Annotated in this window: 3 protein-coding genes; all 3 read right to left on the bottom strand. The window is 68.9% G+C overall.

The features are described from left to right. Positions 1 to 6: 6 nt before the first annotated feature. From VL15_RS08550 to VL15_RS08540, 3 genes are read right to left on the bottom strand one after another with little or no spacing between them, the layout of a single operon-like run. A complete protein-coding gene (locus VL15_RS08550; protein ID WP_048244871.1) occupies positions 7 to 13,404 on the bottom strand; it encodes a hybrid non-ribosomal peptide synthetase/type I polyketide synthase in 13,398 nt (4,465 codons plus the stop codon). Beyond that, positions 13,401 to 16,724, bottom strand: coding sequence for a type I polyketide synthase (locus VL15_RS08545; RefSeq protein ID WP_048244870.1), 3,324 nt, complete (start codon positions 16,722 to 16,724; stop codon positions 13,401 to 13,403). The genes VL15_RS08550 and VL15_RS08545 overlap by 4 nt, the downstream gene beginning before the upstream one ends. Continuing rightward, positions 16,721 to 21,118, bottom strand: coding sequence for a beta-ketoacyl synthase N-terminal-like domain-containing protein (locus tag VL15_RS08540; RefSeq protein ID WP_048244868.1), 4,398 nt, complete (start codon positions 21,116 to 21,118; stop codon positions 16,721 to 16,723). Before VL15_RS08540 ends, VL15_RS08545 begins: the two co-directional genes overlap by 4 nt. Between the last annotated feature and the right edge of the window lie 231 nt (positions 21,119 to 21,349).

The raw sequence follows: 21,349 nt of genomic DNA, 5'->3' as shown, positions 1-21,349 counted from the left end.
GGCTCCTTAGAATGCGCTGAGTTCGACGGTCGGCTGACGGGTTTCGGCGTGCAGCGCACGGTGTCCCAAGGTCAGGTTCCGGATGCGAACGCCCGGATCGGCAAGCACTTCGCCGATGACGGACGTCAGCTCGTCGGCAAGGCCTTGCACCAGGGCCTCACTGAACCGCCCTGCGTGATAGACGACGCTGATCGCGAGGCCCTCGGCGCGCGGCTCGGCCAGGAACCAGAAGTCCGTCGCGGCTTCCGTGTCCGCGCGTTGCGGATCGTGGTCCGGCTGCTCGGCAATGTGCACTTGTCCCGCGTAGCGATCGACGGCGCCCTCGCGCTGGTTCTGCAGCGTCAGGCCGATGTCGAAGAGCGGGTTGCGTCCCGCAACGCGTTTGATGTGCAGTTCGTCGAGCAGGCGATCCAGCGGATACAGCGGATGGGAGAACGCTTCGAGGGTGGTGTCCCGCACCCGGGTCAGCAGCGTGTCGAAACGGTCGTCGCCGGCGACGCGATCGCGCAGCGCCAGTACGTTCAGGTAAGGGCCGACCTGCGACTCGAGTTCGGGTAGCTCGCGGCCCGCGACCGGCGTGCCGACGACGATGTCCTCCTGGCCGGAACGGCGGTAGAACAGTGCCTTGATGGCGGACAGCAGCGCGACGAACAAGGTCGCGCCGTGACGCTTGCCGAGCGCATCGAGCGCCGTCGTCTCGGCGGCGGGCAGTTCGAACCGCCAGGTCTTCCAGCTCGGTGCGGCCGGCTGCTCGACGTCGCCCGGCAGTGCCAGCGCGCGCAGGCCGCCGCCCAGCTTGGCCAGCCAGTAGTCCTTCATGCGGGCGCCGTCCGGCCCAGCGAGCAGGCGGTTCAGCCAGCCGGCGTAATCCTTGTACTGGATCGAGAGGGCGGGCAGCGGATTGTCCCGACGCTGGACGAACGCGTCATAGAGCTTCGACAGGTCGTCGAGCAGCACCTCCGTGGACCAGCCGTCGCTCACGATGTGATGCATCGTGCAGAGGCAGACGTGCCGGACTTCGGACAACCTGAGCAGCTTGACGCGGAAGAGCGGGCCGGCGGCGAGATCCATCGGCGCGAGCCGTTCGCTCTCGTAGATCGAGATGGCCTGGGCGTCCCGGTTCTCGGCATCCTGCAGATTGACGACCTCGACCGGGAAGGCCGCTTCGCCGGGCGGCAGCACCTGCTGGACCGGCTGATTGCCTGCCAGCACGAAACGCGTGCGCAGGATCTCGTGACGTTCGCTCAGCGCGCGGAACGCACGCACGAGCGCATCCACGTCGAGCACGCCCTCGAACAGCAGGGACGTGGGCAGCGGTCCGCCGGCTTGCCCCGCATTGAGGCGATCCTGGACCCACAGCCGGGTCTGGGCGGGGGAGAGTTCGTAGTGCGTCTGCGCCGGCAGCGGCGTCACGGGCACGTAATCGATCGGCTGCGTATCGGCGATGCGCTTCGCGAGACCCGCAATGGTGGGGTGCGCGAACAGGCTGCGGATTTCCAGCTTCGCCTGCAGATCGCGACGGATGCGCGCGACGACCTTCGTCGCGGACAGCGAATTGCCGCCCAGCTCGAAGAAATGGGCGGTCGTACTGATGCGGGCCTGGCCGAGCACTTCCTGCCAGATGGCCGTCAACTGCGCTTCGAGCGCGTTGGCGGGCGCAACGTGGTCCGGGCCGTCGCCGGGTTCGGGCAGCCTCGCGCGATCGAGCTTGCCGTTGGGCAGGGTCTCGAACGCGGTCACGACGACGAACGCCGACGGCACCATGTAATCCGGCAGCCGCTGCCGCAGATGGCCGCGGACCGCTTCGATCAGTTCGGCTTCGGGGTGCGACGCGCACAGCCATGCGACGAGTTTCGCGCCGTCGTCCACGCCGCGCAGCGCCACGACGGCGGCGTCGACCAGCGGGTGCGAGGTCAGTACCGCCTCGATTTCACCGGGTTCGATGCGCAGGCCGCGCAGCTTGATCTGGTGATCGATGCGGCCGAGGAACTCGATGTTGCCGTCGGGGCGGTAGCGCGCGAGATCGCCGGTACGGTAGAGGCGCGCCCGCGGGTCGGTCGAGAACGGATCGGCGATGAACTTCTCCGCGCTCAGTTCCGGTTCGCCGTGGTAGCCGAGCCCCACCGGCGTGCCGCCGATCAGCAGTTCGCCTGCCACACCGAGCGGCGTGGGCTGCATGTGCGCGTCCACGATATGAAGGCGGGTATTGGCGATGGGCCGGCCGATCGGGACGATGCGGTGCGGGTCGTCGCGCTTGCACTCCCATGCGCTCACGTCGACGGCGGCTTCCGTGGGGCCGTAGAGGTTGTACAGCCTGACGTCCAGGCGCTCGAGGCAGCGCTGCTGCAGGTCGTAGGGCAGTGCCTCGCCGCTGCACACGACGCGGCGCAGCGACGTGCAGTGCGCGTCCAGGTCCGGATGGTCGAGGAAGGCACGCAGCATCGACGGCACGAAGTGAATCGTGGTGATCCGTTCGCGCTCGATGAGTTCGGCCAGATAGTCGGTCTCGCGCTGTCCGCCGGGTCGGGCGAATACGAGGCGCGCACCGGTGACGAGCGGCCAGAAGAATTCCCAGACCGAGACGTCGAAGCTGAACGGGGTCTTCTGCAGGACGGCGTCGTCGGCGTCGAGCGAGTAGGCGTGCTGCATCCAGAGGATGCGGTTGGCGATCGCGCGATGGGTGTTGAGCGCGCCCTTGGGCCGGCCGGTGGAACCGGACGTGTAGATCATGTAGGCGAGGTTATCGCCGTTCAGATCAGGCTCGGGGTTGGCCACGGCGTCGAGATCGAGGTCGAGTTCGCTGGAATCGACGACGATCAGGGAAGCTTCGGTGTCGGGCAGCGCGTCGCGCAGATGTTGCTGGGTGAGGAGCCAGCGCAACTGCGCGTGCTCGATCATGAAGCGCACGCGCTCGGCGGGATAGTCGGGGTCGACGGGGACGTAGGCGCCGCCGGCCTTGAGGACTGCGAGCAGCGCGACGATCATGTCGAGCGAGCGCTCCATGGCGACGCCGACGAGGGCGTCGGGCCCGACGCCGCGCGCGATGAGCCGGTGCGCGAGGCGGTTGGCGCGCAGGTTGAGTTCGGCGTAGGTGAGCGTGTCGTCGTCATGGACGGCGGCGACGGCATCGGGCGTGCGCGCGACCTGCTGTTCGAACAGGCGGTGCAGCGGTTGCGCGGCGGCCTCGCCGAACTCCGTTTCGGTCCGGTTCCACTCGACGGTCAGCAGGTTCCGCTCCGCTTCGCTCGTCAACGGCAGCCGGGCAACGGCGGCCGACGCATCGTCCGCGAGACGCGCGAGCAGGGTCCGGTAGATCGCGAGGAAACGCTCCACGGTGCGCTCGTCGAACAGATCGGTGTTGTAGTCGCAATCGATCAGGAGTGCCTGCCCCGAGTCGAGGACGTTGACGTTCAAATCGAACGCGGTGTGGCGGATCAACGGGGCAACCAGGTCGACCGTCAGGCCCGGCAGGCCGGGCAGCGCCGACACGGGCTCCAGATTGAAGACCGCCGATACCAGCGGGGCGGCGTTGAGATCGCGCTGCGCGCCGATTTCGCGGACCAGCTCGGCGAACGGATAGTCCTGGTGCTCGAGCGCGTCGAGCAGGTTCTGCCGGGTGCCGGCCAGGAAGTTGGCCACGGTGGCCTGCTCGGGCAGCGTGGAGCGCAGCGGCAGCAGATGCGTGCAGTAGCCGGCGAGGCGATCGCTGCCGGCCACGGAACGGCCGGTCACCGGGATGCCGGTGACGATCTCTTGCTGGCCGGCGATGCGGTGCAGGAACAGGTTGAAGCCGGCAAGCAGCACCATGTAGAGCGTGCAGCCGTTCTGACGGGCGGCGGTGCGCAGCGGCGCGGCCGCCGCCGCGTCCAGATGCAGCGACACGCGCTTGCCGTGAAACGTCTTCACCGCGGGCCGCGGGTAGTCCGCCGGAAGGTTCAACGGTTCGGCCTGGCGCTCGCACTGCGCGAGCCAGTACGCGCGATTCGCCTTCGTTTCCGGGCTGTGGCGCTGGGTGTCGAGCTGCTTCAGGTATTCGCGAAACTGGAGCGGTGCCGCGGCCGGCGCGGCGCCGGCATACGCCCGGGCCAGATCCTCGAGCAGGATGCCGAACGTCGAGCCGTCACAGATGATGTGATGGGCCGTCATCACCAGCAGGTGACGTTCGCTGTCCAGGCGCACGAGCGCGGCGCGAAAGAGCGGGCCGTTCACCAGGTCGAACGGCTCGCGGCTCTCCTGGTCCCGCCACGCGTCCTGGTCCGCGTCGATCAGCGGAATCCGGAGCGTCAGCGACGGATGCACGATCTGGCCCGACCCGTCCGGCGTCACCGTCGTGCGCAGCGCCTCGTGTCGATCGACCAGGCCCTGGACGGCGGCGCGCATCGCGGCTTCGTCGAGCCGGCCCTTCAGTTCGAGGGTGGTGTTGACGTTGTAGGCCAGCGAGCCTTCGGGATCGATTTCCGACAACACCCACAGCTGGCGTTGCGCTTCGCTCAGCGCGGCGACCGTGCCGTGCTTCGAGTGCGGCCGGATGAAGCCGCCGCGGCGCAGGTCGGCGACGCTGTCCTTCACCGCGCGGATGAACCGGTCGACATCGGCATCCGTATGCGCGGTGGAGAGGAAACAGGTGCGCCATTCCCAGATGTAGATGCCCTTTTCGAGCATGTGATAGAAGAACAGGTCCAGGTTCTCGGTGAATTCGAAGCGGAACATCGAGCCGAACCACGTGACCTTGATCGGCGCCTCGGCCTCCACGAAGAACGCATTCAACGTGCCGGCGATTTGCGCGGTCCGTTCGTTGAGCGCGGCCTGCAGCGCCGGGCCTTCCTGTTCGATCTTCTCCAGCACGGCCAGCGCGGCCGCCATCGCCAGCGGGTACTGGCAGAACGTGCCGCCGAACGCGGTGCGGTCCGCGACCGGGAACGAGTGGTCGCCGTAGGTCCACATGCCGCCGTCGATGGCGTCCATGAAGCGGGTGGTGCCGGCGATGACGCCCAGCGGCAGGCCGCCGCCGATGATCTTGCCGTAGGTCGCGAGATCGGCCCGGATGCCGAACATGGCCTGCGAGCCGCCCGGATGGACGCGGAAGCCGGTGATCATTTCGTCGAAGATCAGCGCGACGCCGGCCTCTTCGGTGATGCGGCGCAGTTCCTTGAGGAACGCGACGGGCTGCAGGGACGGGTTGCGACTCTGCACGGGCTCGACCATCACGGCCGCGAGGTTCGACGCCATGCCGCGAATGGCCTCGAGCGCGGCGTCGCTGCCGTAGTCGAGCAGGATCATGTTCTCGACCGAGCCGAACGGCACGCCGGGCGCGATGGTTTCCGTGACGCCTTCCGCATTCGCCGCGGCGAGCGTGCCGTCGGCATGGCCGTGATACGAATGCGTGAACATCACGATCTTGTCGCGCCCCGTCACGGCGCGCGCGAGCCGCATCGCGGTCATGACCGCCTCGGTACCGGTGTTCGAGAACGCCACGCGATCGAGGCCGGTGACGCGGGCAAAGCGCGCGGCCACTTCGCCGACCATGCTGGAGCGTGCGCCCAGTTCAAGCGGGCGTTGCCATTCGCGGCTGACCTGATGCTGGATGAAGTCCGGCGTGTGGCCGAACAGATGCACGCCGAAGCCCATCGTGAAATCGATGTACTCGTTGCCGTCGATGTCCCACAGCCGCGAACCGGCCGCGCGCTCGCCGACGATCGGATACAGCATTTCCTTGGTCGAAAAGCGGAAGCCGACCGTGGCCCGGCTGTCGGCCAGCACCGGGCGGGACGCCTGCACCGATTCCTTCGATTTCCGGGTGCGCGTCGTGTAGCGCACGATCAGCGCTTCGAGATGCTCCTGCTGTACGGCGGACAAGCCGCGCGCCCGCTGTTCGACCGGGCTGCCCCACGGCATCATCGGCTTGGGCGGCCGGTTGCCGGTCGCGGCCGCAGTTGCCGGCGCGGGCTTCGCCGCGGGCGTGGCGGCCGGCACCGCGATCGCGGCCTTGGCTGCGACGTTCGCAACGTTCGTGACGGCTTGCGCGGCGACCGTCGCCGGCCGGACGTCGGCGTGGCCGGTCAGCGATGTGCGCAGCAGATCCATCTGCTGGCTCATGACGCGCGACAGCAGCTGATTCTGCTCCCGCAACACGCGCTCGACCGTGGAGCCGCCTTCGGCCGCCACCCATTCCACCGGCGCGGCGGCGGGCGGCACACGCCCCTCCGCGGACGGTGCGAGCGCCACCGTGGACGGCTCGACCACGGTCACGGTCACGGCCTCGGCCTCGGACGGCGCGGCTTCCGCCGGCAGGTTGTCCGCGATGTATTCGGCGAGCGCCTGCACCGTCGCCAGGTCTTCGAAGAAGCGGCGCATGGCCGTCTTCACGCCGTACTGTTTCTCGATGTGCCGGATGGCCTCGATCAGGATGATCGAGTCGGCGCCCATCTCCAGGAACGGCAGGTCGATGTTGATGGTGGCGGGATCGGCCTGGATCAATTCGCCGATCTTGCCGCGAAGCCATTCGAGAACCTCGCCGCTACGGTCGTGGGTCGGCGTTGCAGCGATGGGTGATGCGCTTGTCTGAGTCATGGACGTGTCCGCTTTCTGAAACCAGGTACGGCTGCGTTGGAAGGGATAGGACGGCAAGGCGACGCGCACGGGCGCGGGTGTTTCGGTTGCGGCCCAGGCGACATCGACGCCCCGGGCATAAAGGCTCGACAGCGTTTCGATCAGCGCCTGCTGCTCGACTTGCGGCCGCTGCAGGGCCAGGAACTGGATCCCGGCATCCGGCGCGCAGCACGCGCGGGCCAGGTTGACGAGCACCGGCTTGGGACCGATTTCGACCAGCAGGTTGAAACCGGCTTCGGCGAGGCGCTCGACGCTGCTCGCGAACTGCACCGGCTCCCGGCAGTGACGGCGCCAGTACGCGTCGGTGGGCGCCTCGTCCATCGCGGCGCCCGTGAGATTCGAATAGAACGGGATGGCCGGGCGCGCGACGGGCACGGCTTGCGCCGCGGCCTGGAAGCTGTCCAGCATCGGCTCGAGCAGCGGCGAGTGAAACGCGTGCGACGTGTTGAGCGGCACGGACCGGATGCCCTGCGCGGCAAACGCGTCGACCAGCAGTGCGATGCGCTCGCGCTTGCCGGAAATCACGATGCTGGCCGGCCCGTTGACGGCGGCCACCGCGACCTCGTGCGGACAGGCTTCGATCGCGCGCTCGACCGTGGCGAGGTCGGTGAAAATCGCCGCCATCTCGCCGTCGCGGGGCAATGCCTGCATCAACCGGCCGCGTTCGGCGATCAGCCGCAGGCCGTCTTCCGGCGAGAAGACGCCGGCCGCGCAAGCCGCCGCGTACTCGCCGACGCTGTGCCCCATCACGGCGTCGGGCACCACGCCGAACGACGCCAGCAACGTGGTGAGCGCGTACTGCAGCGAGAACAGGGCCGGCTGGCTGTAGCCGGTCTGATGGATGTCCTCGGACGGCGCGGACAGCACGTCGAGCAACGGCTTGTCGAGCAGCGGATCGGCCACCGCGCGGCAGCGGTCGATGGCGTCGCGGAACACCGGATACGCGTCATACAGGCGGCGGCCCATGCCGGCGTATTGCGAGCCCTGACCGGTGAACAGGAACGCCATCTTCACGCGCGGGGCGGGCCGCGCCGCGCCCGCAGGTTCCTTGGCCTGGAAGGCACGCAGCTTGTCGATGGCGTCCTCGACGGAGGTCACCGGCAGCGCCAGCCGGTGCGCGAAATGCGAGCGGCCGGCCGCCGCCGAAAACGCCACGGCCGCGATATCGAGACCCGGTTCGGCTTCGAGCCGCCGCTGATAGCGCCCGGCAAGCTCGCGCAATGCCGCCGGCGTCTTGCCCGACAGCACCAGCGGATGCACGTTGTGTCTCGACGGTGTCGCCCGTTGCGCCGGCATGGGGGCTTCTTCGAGTACCACGTGCGCATTGGTGCCGCTCGCGCCGAACGCGCTCACGCCGGCTCGCCGTGGCCGCTCGCCGCGCGGCCACGCACTCGCCTCGGCACAGATCTCGACGGGCAGCGCGTCCCACTGCACCAGCGGGTTCGGGCGGCGCAGATGCAGGTGGGCGGGCAGGCGGTCGTGGTTCAGCGACAGCACGACCTTGATGACCCCCGCGATGCCGGCGGCGGATTCCGTGTGGCCGATGTTGGTCTTCACCGAGCCGACCCGCAGCCGCCGGCCCCCGTCACGGCCTTCGCCGAATACCGTCGCGAGCGCCTGCACCTCGACGGGATCGCCGAGCGGGGTGCCGGTGCCGTGCGCTTCCACGTAATCGATGGAGGCGGCGGGCAGCCCGCCCAGCGCCTGACGGATGACGGCTTCCTGCGCGCGACCGTTCGGCGCGGTAAAGCCGCTCGATGCGCCATCGTGGTTGACGGCCGAACCACGCAGCACGGCCAGCACGCGATCGCCTGCGGCGAGCGCATCGGACAGGCGCTTGAGCACCAGTGCGCCGCAGCCTTCACTGCGCACGAAGCCGTCCGCCGCCGCGTCGAAGGTCTTGCAGCGGCCGTCCGGCGCCAGCGCCCGCGTGCGCGACACGGCGATGGAATTGTCCGGCGACAGGATCAGGTTGACGCCGCCCGCGATCGCGAGATCGCATTCGCCGCTTCGCAGATTCTGGCTGGCGAGATGGATCGCGGTGAGCGACGACGAGCAGGCGGTGTCGATCGCCATGCTCGGTCCCTGCACGCCCAGTCCATAGGAGATGCGGCCGGCCGCCGTGTTGAGCGGATTGCCGGTGAAGAAATAGCCGTCGATGCCGCTGCCGTCGCCGTTGCGAAGCTGCAGGTTCGCGTAATCGTTGGTGGTGATGCCGACGAAGACGCCGGTCCGGCTGCCCTTGAGACCGTCGACGGGAATCCCGGCATGCTCCAGCGCTTCGTGACTGACTTCGAGCAACAGGCGCTGCTGCGGGTCCATCGCGGCTGCTTCGCGCGGCGTGATACGGAAGAAGGCCGGATCGAACTGGTCGACGTCGCCGAGGAAACCGCCGAAGCGGCAATACATGCGCCCCGGCGCTTCCGGATCGGGGTCGTAGTACGCGTCGACGTCCCAGCGCTCGCGCGGCACTTCGGAAATCGCATCCACGCCGTCGTTCAACAGCTGCCAGTAGGCATCGAGGTCGTGCGCGGCGCCCGGAAAACGGCAGCTCATGCCGACGATCGCGATCGGCTCCGGCGTGCCGGTCTCGCGGGCCGCAACGGTCGCCGCGGCCGGCCGCGGCGGCACGACCTCCGTCGGCGTCGCGTGCGCGTCCGGCGTCGTGCCGGACGACTGGTCCGCCAGGAAATCGGCGAGGGCGTTGACCGTCGGATGATCGAACAGCAGCGCGACCGGCAACGGGATGCCCAGCGCCGTTTCGACGAGCGTGCGCACGTCCAGCGCCATCAGCGAATCCATGCCCATCTCGAAGAAGCCGAGATTGCGATCCAGCGTCCCCGCTTCGTAGCCGAGCACCTGGGCCACCGCGCGGTCGATGCTGTCCGCCAGCAGACGCTTGCGCTCGCGCGGCGATGCGTTGCGCAATGCCGGCATCGCCTGCGCGCCCGCGGCGGTGCCGGTCACCCGCACGCGGTCGAGGAAGGGGCGGGGCCCGCGCGCGTCGTACGAGGCCTGGAACAGCGCCAGGTCGATATCGACGACCGCCGCCTGCGGCACGGCGGGGAGGTGATCCAGCAGGTCGAGCGCGCGATCCGCCGCCAGCGACCGGATGCCGACGCGCCGCAGCAGCGCTTCCGCCTCGGGGAACGTCATGCCGCCTTGTGCCCAGGGCCCCCAGTTCACGCTCAGGGCCGGCAGGCCCAGCGCGCGGCGATGATGCGCGAGCGCGTCGAGGAAGCGGTTCGCGGCACTGTAGTGCGCCTGGTCACGCGAGCCCCATGCGGATGCGATCGACGAAAACAGGATGAAGAAATCGAGCGGGAAGGGCGCGCTGTGCTGATGAAGCAGCCACGCGCCGGCGACCTTCGGTTCCAGGACCGCGTCGAGTTCCGCGCGCTCGACCTGCACGATCGGCTTGTAGCCGACGATGCCGGCCGCATGCACGATGCCCCGCAGCAGCACGCCGTCGCGCCGCAGCGCGGCGAAGAAATCGGCGACCGCCACCGGATCCGCGATATCGAGGCGCTCGCAGCGCAGTGACACATTGCGCTCGCGCAGCTCGTCGATCGCCCGCCGGCTCTCGTCGCTCGCCGCCCCTTGACGGCCGACCAAGATCAGCGTGCCCGCGCCGCGCGCCGCCAGCCATCGCGCGGTGTGCAGTCCGAGCGCGCCGAACCCGCCGGTGATCAGGTAGGCCGCGTCCGGATCGACCCGCAGCGCGGCCGTGTCGGCTTGCGCGAGCGGCCTCAGGCGCGCGACATGGCGCACGTCGCGCCGCAACGCCACCTGTTCTTCGCGGTGCTCGCCGAGCAGTTCCTGAAGCAGCGCCTGCGTCTCGCCCGCCGGCGCGGCCGGATCGAGATCGATCGCCGTGCGGAACCATTCCGGATGCTCGATCATCGCCCCGCGTGCCAGGCCCGACAGTGCAGCCTGTGCGAGCCCCGTGACGCGGGGCGCTTCGCCGGCTTCCACCGCGTCGCGCGTGACCACCGAGATCCTGGGCCCGATCGAAGACGTCCGCTCGCGCTCGCTGCCGGCCCGCGCGTGCACGAGATGCAGCAGCGCGGTGGACATGCGTGACGCGCCCACGGCTTCGTCCAGCGCCCATAAAAAGACGATGCGCTGCCCGGGCGCGGCGGTCTCGTTCAGCAAGCGCACGAAATGGTCCGGCTGCTCGGGCGCGACCTGCCAGCCCGCTTCCGCGCCGCCGCCATAGTCGCGGCCGGGGCGTACCAGCGCGCACGACGCGCCGTGTGCGCGCAGCAGCGCGGCGAGCCGCTCGCCGACACCGCTCTCGTCCGCGAAGATCAGCCACGGGGACGCGTCGGCGGCGAGCCGTGCCGTCGGCAATGCCGCTTGCTGCTCCCACACCACGTGATAGAGCGGAGGCGTGGCCGGGGTGCCGGTTTCGGCCGGGGTGAACGCGGCCCTGAGCAGGTCCGGAAACACGTTCAGCACGTCTTCCGGGTATTTGCCGGACGACTTGAGGTGCCGCAACGCGGCGTCGATGCTGCCGGCATCCATGCCGACGACGGGCGACGGGATCTTCTCCAGGCTGAACCGCTGCCGCTCGAACGGATAGTTCGGCAAGGTGGTGGCAGGCTGGGCCGGCGCCGGGAACAGCGCGTGCCAGTCGAACTGCCCGCCCTGCACGTACAGCGCTGCGAGTGCGTGCTCCAGTGCCTCGCCGGCGCAGGGTGGCGGCAGCCAGCCGTCGGCGAGCCCCTCCGGCACGTGCGGCGCGTCGGGCTGATCCGGCGCCCCGGCAAGCTGCAGCCAGTACTGCGGGTGTGTCACCTCGTCGGTCACCTCCGCGCCGAGACAACCGGAAATCAGGCGGACCGATGGCCGTGCGAGCGGCATGTCCCGAAGCGCGGCGCGCAACGCGTCGGCGTCCCGGCGGGCGGCCACGAGGCGCAGCGCGTCGGCCACGCTCACGACACCCGCCACGCAGGCCGCGACATATTCGCCGATGTCGTGTCCCGACACGACGGCCGGCCGGATGCCCCATCCCTTCCACAGTTCCGCCCACGCGAACTGGACCGCGAAGCGGCCCGCGTCGGTATCGAGCGCCTCCAGCGGCACCGCGCAACGGTCGAAGGCATCGCGAAACAGCGGTTCCGATGCGTGGAGCGCGCGCGCGACGCCAGTGTCCGGCACGCCGAACCGGGCGCCCAGGCGCAACGCCTTGCCCGTGCGCGCCACGGCCGCCGACGCGCTCCGCCCGCCCGACACATAGGCCGTGCGAAACGGATAGTGACTCCGCCCGGTGGCGGCGGCACGGCAGATGGCGGCCTGCTCCTGCGGCGTCGCGCCGGCGATCGCGCGCTCGTAGCGTGACGCGAGCGCCGCCAGCGCCGCTTCGGATCGGGCCGACAGCAGCAGCAACTGGCGCTGCGCCGCGTGCGCCGGTGCGACCGGCGGTTCCTCGACGATCGCGTGCGCATTGGTGCCGCTGAATCCGAACGCGCTGACCCCGGCGATTCGCCGGCGCTCCCCGCGACACCATGCGACCGGATCGGCCGCGACGCGGATCGGGATGTCCTGCCACGGCGTATGCGGATTGGGTTGCGTGAAGTGCAGGTGCGCCGGAATCCGGTCGTGCTCGAACGACAGCAGGACCTTGATCAGGCCGGCGATGCCGGACGCGGATTCGAGGTGCCCGATATTGGTCTTGACCGAACCGATCACGAGCGGCTCGCTGGCCGTACGGCCGGGACCGTAAACGCCCGCCAGCGCTTCGACCTCGATCGGATCGCCGAGGGAGGTCCCGGTACCGTGGGCCTCGACATAGGAGACGTCGCCGGGCGCGAGGCCCGCCTGGTTCAGCGCACGGCGTATCACCCGTTCCTGCGAATCACGGCTCGGCACGGTCAGCCCGCCGCCGCCGCCGCCCTGGTCGACCGCCGTGCCACGCACGATGCCGAGCACCCGGTCGCCGTCCGCGAGCGCGTCGGCGAGGCGCTTGAGCACCACCATGCCGCACCCTTCGCCGCGCACGTAGCCGTCCGCCGACGCGTCGAAGGTCTTGCAGCGTCCGTCCGGCGACAGCATGCGCGCTTGCGAGAAACTGACCATGACCTCGGGCGACAGCATCAGGTTGACGCCGCCCGCGAGCGCCATGCCGGTTTCGCGCGAGCGCAGGCTTTCGCAGGCGAGGTGCAGGCAGACCAGCGACGACGAGCAGGCCGTATCGATCGCCATGCTCGGGCCGGTGAGGCCCAGCACGAACGACAGCCGGCCCGCGGCCATGTTCAGTGCGCTGCCCGTGCCGGCGTAGCTGCTCGACGGCATCGCCGCATTGGACACCTGGATCGCATGGTCGAAGCAGGTAATGCCGACGTACACGCCCGTGGCGGACTGCCGGAAGCGCTCGGGCGCGAGATGGGCATTCTCGAGCGCCTCCCAGGCCACTTCGAGCAGGAGCCGTTGCTGCGGATCGAGATAGGTCGCTTCGCGCGGCGCGATCCCGAAGAACGCCGCATCGAACTGATCGACGCGTTCGAGAAATGCGCCGTGGCGGGTCGCCATCTTGCCGGGCGCGGACGGATCGGGGTCGTAATAGCGATCGATGTCCCAGCGTTCGCCGGGTACTTCGGTGACGGCATCGCGCGCGTTGTCGAGCAATTGCCAGAACGCGTCCGGCGTATCGCTGCGGCCGGGGAAGCGGCAAGCCATGCCGATGATGGCGATCGGTTCGTTGCGGTCCGAGCGCAGCGCCGCGATTTCCGCGCGCCGCTGGCGCAGTTCGTCGAGCGCGGCTTTCAGTGCATGCGTGGCTTTGGCGTTCATTGGGCGCCGATCTCCTGCGCGATCAGTTCGGAAAGGTCGTCCTCGTCGAGGTCGTCGGATGCTTCGTCGACGACAGGCGCGGGGAGCGACGGTGACAGTTCGCCGAGCACGTACCGGGCGAGCGCTTGCAGGTTCGGATAGGAAAAGAACAGCGTCGCGCGGAACGGCCTGCCGAACACCTTGGTGAGGCGGTCGGTCAGTTCGAGCGCGATCAGCGAATCCAGGCCGAGATCGAGCAGCGATTGCTCGGGCGCAATGGCGTCGGGGCCGGGCAGACGCAACGTCTCGGCCAGCATCTTCGCGAGCGTGCCGGCGATGAGCTCGAGCCGCTCGCGCGGCGCGCACGGATGCAGTTGGCGCAGCAATGCCGTCTCCTGCTGCGCAGGCTGCGCGGCCGGTTGCGCCAGCTCGGAAAACAACGCCGACCCGGCAGCCGGCGCATCGACCCGGAACAGCGTCGGCCAGTCGATGCGCGCGACCCCGGACTGGGCAACGCCGGACGCCATCAGCCGTTCGAGGGTCGCGATGGCCAGTTCGGGCGACAGCGTGCCCACGCCGAGCGCGCCCAGCTGTTCGTGCGCGCGCCGTCCGTAGTCGGTGGCGGCGTGGCCGATCTCGGCCCACGGCCCCCAGTTGACGCTGAGCGCCGGTTTTCCCTGCGCGCGCCGATGCTGCGCCAGCGCGTCGAGGAAGCTGTTCGCCGCCGCGTAGTTGCTCTGGCCCGGCATGGTGATCAGCGCCGCCATCGACGAGAACAGCACGAAATGGTCGAGCGGCAGGTTGGCCGTCAGCTCGTGCAGATACCACGCGCCGTCGGCCTTGCCGCTGCCGGCGCGATGGAAGAAGTCGTCGTCCTGACGGGCCAGCAGCGCATCGTCGAGCACGCCGGCGAGATGAAACACCCCCTTGAGCGGCGGCATCGAACGCGCAATTTCGTCGATCGCGTCCGCAACGTCCCCGCGACGCGACAGATCGGCGTGAATGAAGCGAGCGTCGAGCGTCTGCAGGATCTTTTCGGCGGCGGCGGAAGGCTTGCTGCGCCCGAGCAGCACGACCTTGCCGGCGCCGTTGCCGGCGAGCCAGGCCGCGAGCCGCAGGCCGAGCCCGCCGAGCCCGCCGGTCACCAGATAGGCCGCGTCAGGGTGGAACCTGACCGGCCGGTGGCTGACGAATTCGCGATTGTCGCGGGCGATGCGTGCGACGTGGCGCTGTCCGCCGCGAAACGCGATCATGTCTTCACGGCCGCCGGCCAGCACCGCCTGCACGATGTCCGTCGCCGACGGCTGCGCGGGATCGAGGTCGATCAGGCCGCCCCACAGCGGCGCATGCTCCACCGCGATCGCCCGGCCCAACCCCCACAGCGGCGCCTGCGCCACGGCGGTCGATTCGCCATCCAGAACGTTCATCGCACCCGACGTCACCAGCCACAGACGCGCCTGCCGGGCCGACGGCGCGCGCGACGCAAGCGCCCTGACCAGTTGCAGCACGCTCGCGCTGGCGCGCCGTCTCGCGGCGACATCGGCGGGCGCGAGATCGAGACTCCACAGATGGATGACGCCCTTCAGCGGCCGGTCGAGCGCGGGCAGCGCCGCGCTCGCGTCGGCGAAGTGCAGCGCGCACGTATCGCCCGCGCTTTCCAGCAGGGCCGACAATTGCGCGCCGACGCCACCACGGTCCGCGAGAATCAGCCACTCGCCATGTGCTGAAGCGCCGGCTGCCGCTTCGACGCTCGACGGTCTCCAGACACGCTGATAAAGCAGGGCAGCGAAGTCGTGCCGCTCGACGGCGCGCCCGGCACGCACCTGCTGCAACCGCAGCGCATCGATCTCGATCAGCAGCCGGCCGGCGAGGTCGTGGACGCGGATATCGCCCTCCAGCGCAGGTTGCCCGGTCGGCTTGCGCAGCGTCGCGTGACTCCACGCCTCCGCCGACGACGGCGGCTGATGAATCCGTACCGCACCAATCGAACTGGGCAGGTACAGGCCCCCGGCCTCCAGCGCGTCCGGATCGATGGCGGCCGCGAGCACGCGGCTGCACGCATCGAGAAACGCCGGGTGCACCTGAAATTGCGACGACGCCAGCGCGTCGGCCGGCAGGCTGATTTTCCCCAGCGCCTCACCGGTCGTGCGCCAGATCTGCCGGATCGCATCGAACACGCCGTCGATCTGCACGCCGTACTGCCGGATTTCGCCATTGAAGTCCGCGCCCGACGTCGTTTCGGTGCAGCGCGCCTGCACCTCGGCGGCATCGAATCTCGCCGGCTCGGCGCGCCGTTTGGGCGCGCACATCTCCCGCAGCCGGCGCAGGTGAGGAAGATTGCCCAGGATCAGCTCGACCGGCGGACCGAAGTCGAGCAGGCACGCCACTTCGTCCACGCCGATCGACTCGAGGTCCCGCACCAGGTCGACGCAGCTTTCCGGCGTCCCGATGAGGCCGCGCGATTGCGCGAAGCGTTCATAGAGAAACTCGACGAACTCGTCCAGTTCGCGCGCGCCCATCGCGCGCACGTCCACCGACTGGCCACGGCTTTGCGCCAGCCCGTTCAGCAGTCCGATATTGCTGCGGATGTAGTTGCAGAACGGCGCGCGCGCCTGCTCGCGCACCCGCGTCGCATCGTCGCCGACGAACGTGTGCAGCATCACCGACACGGTGCCGGTCGCCGGGTCGAAGCCATGCTTCACGCGCGCCTCGCGGTAGAGCGCGATCTTGTGCGCGAGCTGGTCCCGGTCCTGGTCGAGCACGTGGGTCAACAGGTTGGCGCCGACTTCGCCGGCGCGGACGAACGTCTGCGGATTGCCGGCGGCGGTCACCCAGACGGGCAGTTCCGGCTGCACCGGCGTCGGGTAGATGCGCAATTGCACCGGCTTGCCGACGCCATTGTTCGCATTCAGCGATCCGCCGCGCCACAGATTCTGGACGGTGCGCAGCGTCGTCAGCATGTCGTCCTGCCGGGTCGCGTATTTGTCAGGCGCGAGCACGAAGTCGTCCGGATTCCATCCGGAGGCAAACGACACGCCCACGCGACCGTTCGACAGGTTGTCCACCATGGACCATTCTTCCGCGATCCGGATCGGGTTGTGCAGCGCGGCGACCACGCTGCCCGCGACCAGTTGCACGCGTCCGGTGACCGCGGCGAGGGCGGCGTGCAGGACGGCGGGATTCGGGTACAGCGAGCCGAATTCGGTGAAATGGCGCTCCGGCACCCAGACGCTGGAGAACCCGTTCGCATCGGCGAAGCGCGCGCTCTCCATCACGAGCTGGTACTTGTTGCCGGACAGCGCCTCTTCACTGCTGGCGAAGAACATCAGGCCGAATTTCATGCGTGGCTCCGATCCGATTCGTGAATTTCGGCACTGGCGCAGATCTGCCATGTCGCGGCAGCGCTCGTGTCCTCGATCCGGTGATAGACGGCAAACGAAAACGGTCCCCACGACTGGCGGCTCAGCACGGTCTGCACGGCGCGCGATCCATGCGGATGCAGCGGCAACGGCGCATGCAGTGCGAGGTCCTTCAGCGTGGTATGGCCGTCGGCACCGATCTCCGCGGTGGCCGCCAGCGCCATTTCCACATAGGCGGAATAGGGCAGGACGGGCGGTCCCTTCACGCGATGACCGGCGAGAAAGGCGGTGTCCGGTGCGTCGAGACTCGACTCCCAGATCCACGTGCCGGGCAAATGCGCGTGCTGCGCCATGAGGCGCCCGAGCAACGGATGTCGAGGCGCGCGCGGGTTGAGCCAGAAGCCGCGACGCTCGAACGGATAGGTCGGCAGCGCGAGCCGGCGGTGCGGGGCGGGCTGCTCGACGGCATGCCAGTTGACGGATGCGCCACGGACGTAGAGCTCGGCGAGCGTGTGCAGGATCGCGTCCCAGGCGGCCGCCTGCGCGCCGATCTCGATGACGTTGCCAGGGGTGCCCGCCGCAGCGCCGTCCGGGGCCTGCGGCACGTCCGCCAGCGAGGCCGCGGCGCGATGCCCGTCGCCCGTGCTGCTGACGGCGTCCGGCGTGATGCCGAAGGACATCCACAGTTGCGCGAGCGCGCGCTGGAATGCCGTGAAGCCGGCCTCGGCCGCGTCCGGTTGCTGCTGCATCAGCGCACTGAAAGCGAGGCTCGCCGAGCGCAATTGCCGAACCGCATCGGCGCTGGCGCCGTCGTCGTCGGAAAAGTGAAACGTCACCGCGGGCGGTGTGTCGGCGGCCTTGCCGGCCGAAACGGCATGCAGCCGTGAACGCAATGCATCGAGACTCGATGCGACGATGGCCGCCCGCCGCGTGAAGTGGGTGCGCCCGGTGTTCGCCGTCGACGCGACCTCCCGCAAGCGGACCTCGGGATGAGCGTCGAAATACGCCGCATAGGACGCCGCCAGCGCTTGCAACGCTTCGGGCGTGCGCGCGGAGAGTGTCACGACGTGCGTCGCGGGCGCCGCCGGATCGTCTTCGACCGCTCCGGCGTGCGGCGCTTCGGACAGGATCATGTGCGCATTGGTGCCGCCGAAGCCGAACGAACTCACGCCGGCCACACGCGGCCCGTGTTCCGGATGCCAGGGCATGACCTGCTGCGGAATGCGGAACGGCGTGTCGTCGAGCGCGATATGCGGATTGAGCGACCGGAAATGGAGGTTCGGCGGAATGGTGCGATGGTGCAGCGCCAGCGTGGTCTTGATCAGGCTCGCGATGCCCGCTGCCGACTCCAGGTGGCCGATGTTGGTCTTCACCGAACCGATCCAGCAGCGCGCTTCAGGTTGGCGCGATTCGCCCAGCACAGCCGTCAGCGCGTTCAGCTCGATGGGGTCACCCAGCGGCGTGCCCGTTCCGTGCGCCTCGACGAAGCCGACGTCCTGCGGCCGCACGCCGGCATCGCGCAGCGCGCTGTGAATCACTGCCTGCTGAGCCGGGCCGTTCGGCGCGGTCAGACCGTTGCTGCGCCCATCCTGGTTCACCGCCGAACCGCGGATCACGGCGAACACGGTGTCGCCGTTCGCGAGCGCATCGTCGAGACGCTTGAGCAGCACCATGCCCACGCCTTCGCCGCGCACATAGCCGTTGGCATCCGCGTCGAATGCCTTGCAGCGGCCATCCGGCGACAGCATGCCCGCTTGCGTGAAGGACGCGCTCAATTGCGGCGCCAGGATCAGGTTGACCCCGCCGGCAAGCGCCGCATCGCTCTCGCCGCGCTGCAGCGCGCGGCACGCGTGGTGAACCGCGACGAGCGACGACGAACACGCAGTGTCGACCGCCCAGCTCGGGCCGCGCAGATCGAGCGTGTAGGCAATGCGGTTGGCGGCGACGCTGAGCGCGTTGCCGGTCGCGACATACGGGCCGACATCCGCGTCTTCTTCCTGCGCCAGCCGGACGTAGTCGGAATTGCTGATGCCGACGATGACCGCGGTGCGGCTGCCGGCGAGATGCCGGGGCACGATCCCCGCGTGCTCGAACGTTTCCCACGCCACCTCGAGAAGCAGGCGCTGCTGCGGGTCCATCGTTTCCGCCTCGCGAGCGCTGATGCCGAAGAATTCCGCATCGAACTGATCGACCTGGTCCAGCAATCCCGTGGTCGGCAGGCCGCCGGCGCGTGCGTTCGACGCGCCGACCGCGTCATGGCCCTCCAGCAGGCGCTGCCAGAATGCGTCGGGATGACTGGCGCCGGGGAAGCGGCATCCCATGCCGACGATGGCGATATCCGCGCGTGTGGCGGCAACGGGCGTGTCGTCCGACGCCGCATGCCCGGCGCCGCAGAAATGGCGCGCCAGCAGGGCAATGCTCGGGAAATCGTAGACGACCGTAGGAGAAACCGGCTGCCCGAGCCAGTCCTGCAACTCGCCCGAGAGCAGGATCGCGTCTTTCGAATCGAGCCCAAAGGTGCTGAACGGCGCGTCGGGGTCGAGCTTGCCGGGCGCGATGCCCGACAGATGCGCGACCCGCTCGATGCACCATTGCACCAGTTCCCGCGTGCCGCGCACCGCGGTGGCCGGGCGTGCGGCCTCCCGGGAGAGCGAACGCCGCCATTCGCCCGCGATCGCGAGCCCCTGTTCATCGAGGAAGGCTTGCCGGATTCGGCTGCGCTGGATTTTTCCACTGGACGTGCGCAGGATCGTCGCGGGTTTCAACAGAATCGCCGCATACAGATCGACATCGTGCACTTCGGCGAGCTGGCGCCGGATCGCCGTGGCGACGGCTTCGGCGTTCAGCGTGTTGAGCGCTTCTCGGCGCACTTCAGCGGCGACGACGACCCGCTCCACGTTATCGACGTTGATCGAGAACGCCGCTGACGCGGCGGGCGCCAGCGCGGGGTGGCTTGCCTCGGCCGATTGCTCGAGATCCTGCGGGTAGTGATTGCGGCCCGCGACGATGATCAGGTCTTTCAGGCGGCCGGTGACGAAGAGGTGCTCGCCATCGACGAAGCCGAGATCGCCCGTGCGCAGGTAGCGCGCGTCATCGCCGTCCAGCCTCGCGCGGAAGGTGCGCTCCGTTTCCTCGGCGCGGTTCCAGTAGCCGACGCCGACGCTCGGGCCCGTCAACCAGATTTCTCCGATTCGGCCGGGCGGGCAGCGCTGACCGGTTTCCGGGTTCACGATCTGCAGGCGATGCCCCGCCCAGGCGCGGCCGCATGAGACCAGCGCGTGGCGCTTGCCGTGCGCGCTTCTCGTCGCCACGCCTTGCGCAAGATCGTCGGCGTCGAAGTCGGCCACGAGCGGCTGCGAGCGCGCCGGCTGGCCGGAGATGAACAAGGTCGCCTCGGCCATGCCGTAAACCGGGCGCATGGTTTCCGCGTGGAAGCCGCGCGATGCAAATGCACGCGAAAAACGCGCCACCGATTCCGCGCGCACCGGTTCCGCGCCGTTGAATGCCACCCGCCAGCTGCTCAGATCCAGCTGTTCGCCGGCTTCGTCCGAAATCTTGCGTGCGCACAGGTCATACGCGAAATCCGGTGCCGCGCAATGCGTGCCGCGATACTTCGTGATGGCTTTCAGCCAGCGGTGCGGCTTCTGCACGAACGCCGCCGGCGCCATCAAAACCGACAGCACGCCGAGATAGATCGGCAACAGCACCTTCCCGAAGAAACCCATGTCGTGAAACACCGGGAGCCAGCTGACGAACACGGCCGACGCATCGGCATCGCTGGCTTCGGCGATGACCGCCATGTTGCTCAGAATGTTCGCATGACTGATCATCACGCCTTTTGGCGTACCGGTGGAGCCCGACGTGTACTGCAGCAGCGCCAGCGTCTGCGGTGTGATGTGCGGCGCGCGCCATTGCCCGGCCGGTGCGTCGAAGCCCTGATCGGTCGCCAGGATCCGCAGTTCCAGCGTGTCGGAATAGCCGTCCGCGCGATGCGCGATGCCGCCGAGCGTGGCTGCGTCGGTCAGCGCGACAACCGGCGCGGCGTCGGCCACGATCGACTTGAGGCGATCGGCGGGGCGATTCCTGCGCGGCGGATAGGCAGGCACGCCGATCAGGCCGGCGTACAGGCATCCCACCCACGCGCAGATGAATTCCAGTCCGGGCGGATAGACCAGCAGGACACGATCGCCCGGTTGCGCAATCTCTTGCAGGCTGGCGGCGATGCCGCGCGCGCGTTTGTCCAGGTCGCCGTACGTGAGTCGAGACAGTTCCGATTCGCCGTTATCGAGAAAAATGAACGCTGTCTTCTCCGGTTCGATCTTGCCGCGAAACTGCAGTATTTCTGTAACAGTCCTGAATTTTGTATCGGGAAGCATACTCAACCTTCGTTGTCTGCCAAACGTTGATCTGAATGCACGTCACTTGTGAATCCGTGCGTTCATTCTGACGGGCAAAGACAGTCCGTCATGCAAGCCCTGTGCCGGGCGCATACCGGGCTCACTGTCGCGTCGCGTGACCTCAGGACCAGTCGCGGCGCGCCCGCCAGCCTTGCTTCTTGAATCGGGTTATATTGAGATTAGAGCATCGCGCCAAACCGGCGTCTGCCC

Origin of the sequence: Burkholderia cepacia, from assembly GCF_001039005.1 — a bacterium.
Classification (GTDB): Bacteria; Pseudomonadota; Gammaproteobacteria; order Burkholderiales; family Burkholderiaceae; genus Burkholderia; species Burkholderia theae.
This window is presented reverse-complemented; position numbering and strand designations above follow the sequence as displayed.

Excerpts from the sequence above, each read along its gene's own strand:
- VL15_RS08550 (WP_048244871.1), bottom strand. The coding sequence starts at position 13,404 with ATGAACGCCAAAGCCACGCATGCACTGAAAGCCGCGCTCGACGAACTG.
- VL15_RS08545 (WP_048244870.1), bottom strand. The coding sequence starts at position 16,724 with ATGAAATTCGGCCTGATGTTCTTCGCCAGCAGTGAAGAGGCGCTGTCC.
- VL15_RS08540 (WP_048244868.1), bottom strand. The coding sequence starts at position 21,118 with ATGCTTCCCGATACAAAATTCAGGACTGTTACAGAAATACTGCAGTTT.